The organism is Microbacterium sp. (assembly GCF_030149085.1).
Classification (GTDB): domain Bacteria; phylum Actinomycetota; class Actinomycetes; order Actinomycetales; family Microbacteriaceae; genus Microbacterium.
Map to the genome: position 1 here is coordinate 1 of NZ_JASBSF010000391.1, position 3,789 is coordinate 3,789.

The 3,789-nt window shown below is 66.3% G+C and carries 4 protein-coding genes and 1 pseudogene; all 5 read right to left on the reverse strand.

What is annotated here, in order from left to right; translation table 11 throughout:
* Window positions 1-303: pseudogene (locus Q1V87_RS15435) on the reverse strand (N(G),N(G)-dimethylarginine dimethylaminohydrolase); the annotation flags it as partial.
* A gap of 48 nt (window positions 304-351) precedes the next feature.
* Window positions 352-1,647 (reverse strand): citrate synthase, encoded by a 1,296-nt coding sequence (locus Q1V87_RS15440; RefSeq protein ID WP_300594862.1) that lies wholly within the window; start codon window positions 1,645-1,647, stop codon window positions 352-354.
* A gap of 203 nt (window positions 1,648-1,850) precedes the next feature.
* Window positions 1,851-2,957, reverse strand: a complete 1,107-nt coding sequence (dapC, locus tag Q1V87_RS15445; RefSeq protein ID WP_300594865.1) for a succinyldiaminopimelate transaminase — start codon at window positions 2,955-2,957, stop codon at window positions 1,851-1,853.
* Between the two features lie 16 nt (window positions 2,958-2,973).
* Window positions 2,974-3,294 (reverse strand): ferredoxin, encoded by a 321-nt coding sequence (fdxA, locus tag Q1V87_RS15450; RefSeq protein WP_300594868.1) that lies wholly within the window; start codon window positions 3,292-3,294, stop codon window positions 2,974-2,976.
* Window positions 3,295-3,304: 10 nt separating this feature from the next.
* Window positions 3,305-3,688, reverse strand: coding sequence for a histidinol dehydrogenase (locus tag Q1V87_RS15455; protein WP_300594871.1), 384 nt, complete (start codon window positions 3,686-3,688; stop codon window positions 3,305-3,307).
* Window positions 3,689-3,789: the final 101 nt, after the last annotated feature.

Below are 3,789 nucleotides of genomic sequence, written 5' to 3' on the forward strand. Positions count from 1 at the left end.
GAGGCCGAGCGTGTCTGCCGCCGCCCGGGCCGTTGCGATCTCGCCCCGTCGAGATTCGGCGCCGGGCCGACCAATCACCACGATGTCGTCGAACACGACGAGGGCATCCTCGATGAAGACACCGTCGGGCTGGTCCGGGGCCTCAGCAACGTCGACAATCTGCCAGCCACGGTCACGATAGACCGAGCCATAGTCCCGCCACTGAGACAGCGCGAGGTCGGCATCCGCCTCGACTCGGTCGAGGTGTGTCAGTTCCCCCTGAGCGAGGAGCGGGGAGGGAACGCGGACGAGGAGCTTCGGCATCCGTTCAGAATGCCAGATTCCTCGCGTCCGACTGGCGCAGCAGCTCTCTCAGACGCCCGGGTACATACGCTCGGGCGCGCCGGTGTACAGCTGCTGCGGCCGACCGATCTTGGTATGCGGGTCGCCGTTCATCTCCCGCCAGTGGGCGAGCCATCCCGGAAGGCGACCGATCGCGAACAGCACCGTGAACATGCGCGTGGGGAAGCCCATCGCCTTGTACATGACGCCGGTGTAGAAATCGACGTTCGGGTAGAGTCGACGCTCCTTGAAGTAGTCGTCGTTGAGGGCGATCTCTTCGAGCTGCTTGGCAAGATCCAGCAGCGGGTCGTGCACGCCGAGCTCCGAGAGCACCTCGTCGGCTGACTCCTTCACGAGCTTCGCGCGCGGGTCGTAGTTTTTGTAGACCCGGTGACCGAAGCCCATGAGCTTGACACCGTCTTCTTTGTTCTTGACCCGCTCGACGAACCGCTCGACGCTCTCACCCGAGTCGCGGATGCGGGCGAGCATCGAGAGAACCGCCTCGTTCGCGCCGCCGTGCAGCGGACCGTAGAGCGCGTTGATGCCCGCCGAGATCGACGAGAACTGGTTGGCGCCGGTCGACCCGACCAGGCGCACTGTCGAGGTCGACGCGTTCTGCTCGTGGTCCTCGTGCAGGATCAGCAACCGCTCGAGTGCGCGGGAGACGACGGGGTTGACCTCGTACAGCTCGGACAGCACGCCGAAGTTGAGCTTGAGGAAGTTGTCGACGAAGCTCATCGAGTTGTCGGGGTAGAGGAACGCCTGGCCGATGCTCTTCTTGTGCGCGTACGCGGCGATGACCGGGAGCTTCGCGAGAAGCCGGATCGTGTTGACCTCGACGTGCTCGGGGTTGTGGGGGTCGGACTCGTCCTCGTAGTAGGTCGACAGGGCCGCGGTAGCCGCTGACAGCACCGACATCGGGTGCGCCGTCGGGGGCAGCGAACCGAAGAAGCGCTTGAGGTCCTCGTGCAGCAGCGTGTGGCGACGGATGCGGTTATCGAACTCCGCGAGCTCATCAGCGGTGGGCAGCTCCCCGTAGATGAGCAGCCATGCGACCTCGAGGTACGTGCTGTGAGTGGCAAGCTGCTCGATCGGATACCCGCGATAGCGCAGGATGCCGGCATCCCCGTCGATGTAGGTGATAGCCGACTTCGTCGATGCCGTGTTGACGAACCCGTAGTCCAAAGCCGTGAACCCGGTCTGCCGGGTGAGTGTTGCAACGTCGATGCTCGGCACCCCGTCGGTGCCGTGGAGCACGGGGAACTCGGCGGTCCGATCACCGACGGTCAGGATGGCCTTCTGCTGCGGGGTCTGCGCGTCGTCCACGGCGCCTCCTTGCATTGTCTGGGGCTGTCGTCGGCACCGGGACGGGTTCGCCGCCTCGCGGAGCCGTCCAAGCACGCGTCGGTGCCCGGGCTGCCCTTACAGCCTAGTAGTCGGCTCGGCCTACTGTGCGCACAGCCAAAGCGCTGGCGGTTTCGATGGAGGAACCCTTGCAGCGGGCTGCCCGAGCGGGGCGTGCGAGACACCTAGCCGGCGCGGAGGCGATGCGCCGCAGCGGCGATACGTTCATCGGTTGCCGGCAAAGACAACCGGACATGGCGTGTGTGCTGTGCCCCATAGAAGACACCAGGCCCTACGAGGATGCCGCGCTGCGCGAACCACTCGACGGAGGTCCAGGCGTCCTCATCGCGCGTGAGCCACAGATACAGTCCGGCTTCGCTTCGTTCGACACGGAATCCCGCCTCCTCGACAGCGGGTCGAAGCAGCTCGCGCCGATGCCGGTAGAGCTCACGCTGGTCGGCGACGTGCGTGTCATCGCGGAGGGCCGCGGCCATGGCAGCCTGAACAGGTGCGGGCGGCATCAGGCCCAGGTGTTTACGAGCTGTCAGCATCCCTTGGATGACCGCGGTGTCACCCGCGACGAACGCTGCACGGTATCCGGCAAGGTTCGACTGCTTGCTCAGCGAATACACCGACAAGATCCCGGTGTTGTCCCCGTCGGTGACGCGGGGGTCCAGCGCGGACGGGATCGCCTCACGATCCCAGGGCGCATCCCAGCCGAGCTCGGCGTAGCACTCGTCGCTCGCGAGCACCGCACCGAGCTCTCGCGCCCGGTCACGGGCGACACGCAGCGCAGCAGCATCCAGAACCGCCCCGTCGGGATTCCCCGGCGAGTTGACCCAGACCAGCCGCGTGTTCTGGGGCCACTGGGTCGGATCGTCGGAAGCGATCGGCGTCGCCCCCACGACTCGTGCGCCGACCTCGTAGGTCGGGTATGCCGCAACCGGATGGACGACGACGTCTCCCGGTCCCAGGCCCAGGAGCAGCGGCAGGAGCGCGACGAGTTCCTTCGACCCGATGGTCGGGAGCACAGCGTCAATCGTGAGCCCCGGCACTCCGCGCCGACGCGCGTACCAGTCGACGATCGCCTCCCTCAGCTGAGGCGTGCCGACGGTCTGCGGGTAGGCATGAGCGTCGGTCGAGGCGGCAAGAGCTCGCGCGATCACCTCAGGAGTCGGGTCTACCGGCGAACCGATCGAAAGATCGACCATCCCGTCCGGGTGCGAGCGGGCCCGCGCGGCGTAGGGCGCCATCGCGTCCCACGGGTAATCGGCCAGGTCGGCGACGCCCATCCGTCGAAACCCGGGATCAGTGGTTCTGCGGAGGCAGCTCGGCAATGATCGGGTGATCCTTGGGGATCACCCCGACCTTGGCGGCCCCACCGGGCGAGCCAAGGTCATCGAAGAACTCGACATTCGCCTTGTAGTAGTCCTGCCATTCCTCGGGCAGGTCATCTTCGTAATAGATCGCCTCAACGGGGCACACGGGCTCGCACGCACCGCAGTCGACACACTCATCCGGGTGAATGTAGAGGCTGCGCTCCCCCTCATAGATGCAGTCGACGGGGCACTCGTCGATGCAGGCACGATCCTTGACATCGACGCACGGAAGGGCGATCACATACGTCACAGGTGCAAGTCTAGTCGGCCGCCTCGGCTGTCCGTCCGCGATCGACACGCTCGGGCCAGGCGACGACGAAGGCCGTCACCAGGGGAAGCCACAGGGTCCACACGACACCCAGGATCGACTGCGGCACGATCACCGAGCCACCGGCTCCGGTTCCCGAGAGCACGATCGTGATGCCCATGGCACCAAGCCCGGTGGCAAGCGCGGCCCACCGGTCGGCTGTCAGAAGGCGCACCGCGATGATCACTGCCGCTCCCGCCACCATCGCCAGCACGAGCCCCACCGGGATGCCGAACAGACGGTAAGCATGGCTGACGGTTCCCGCGGCCCCATAGATCGCACCGACGATCAACGCGACCACCCACGCGGCAAGGCGAAGAAACGAGAAGCGCGGCACCGCATCACTGTATCGCGGCCGTGCGGTGGGAAGGCTTAGACGGCCAGGCCCCACCACCGAAGCGCGGCGGCTACCGCAGCTGCAGCAACCACCACGACGAG

What these genes read in the sequence shown, in the direction of transcription:
- dapC (WP_300594865.1), bottom strand. Translation starts at nt 2,957, where the DNA reads ATGGGCGTCGCCGACCTGGCCGATTACCCGTGGGACGCGATGGCGCCC.